This is a genomic window from Halioglobus sp. HI00S01 (assembly GCF_001635445.1).
In the GTDB taxonomy this organism is placed as follows: Bacteria; Pseudomonadota; Gammaproteobacteria; order Pseudomonadales; family Halieaceae; genus Halioglobus; species Halioglobus japonicus.
Genome location: NZ_LWEE01000259.1, coordinates 1 through 211, shown reverse-complemented (window position 1 = coordinate 211; position 211 = coordinate 1). Strand labels below are relative to the sequence as shown.

Below are 211 nucleotides of genomic sequence, written 5' to 3'. Positions count from 1 at the left end.
CACCCCACTCGGCATTAAGACCCGCTATGTGGAAGCTCTCGCCCTCCCCCAATCGGTCAAGCAATTTATTGTCGCTGTCGCGCAACTCGACCGCGCCACTGCGAAGAATGCGCAAACCGCGCTCGGGGTTCGCGGCCGTAAAACTGTCTACCTGACAGTGATACTGAATGAGTATTTTACCCACTATTGGGTACAAGAGCGCTTCGTCCAG

At 55.5% G+C, this 211-nt stretch carries 1 pseudogene; it reads right to left on the bottom strand.

The features are described from left to right. A pseudogene (locus tag A3709_RS24630) lies at window positions 1-211 on the bottom strand (cyclic nucleotide-binding/CBS domain-containing protein); the annotation flags it as partial.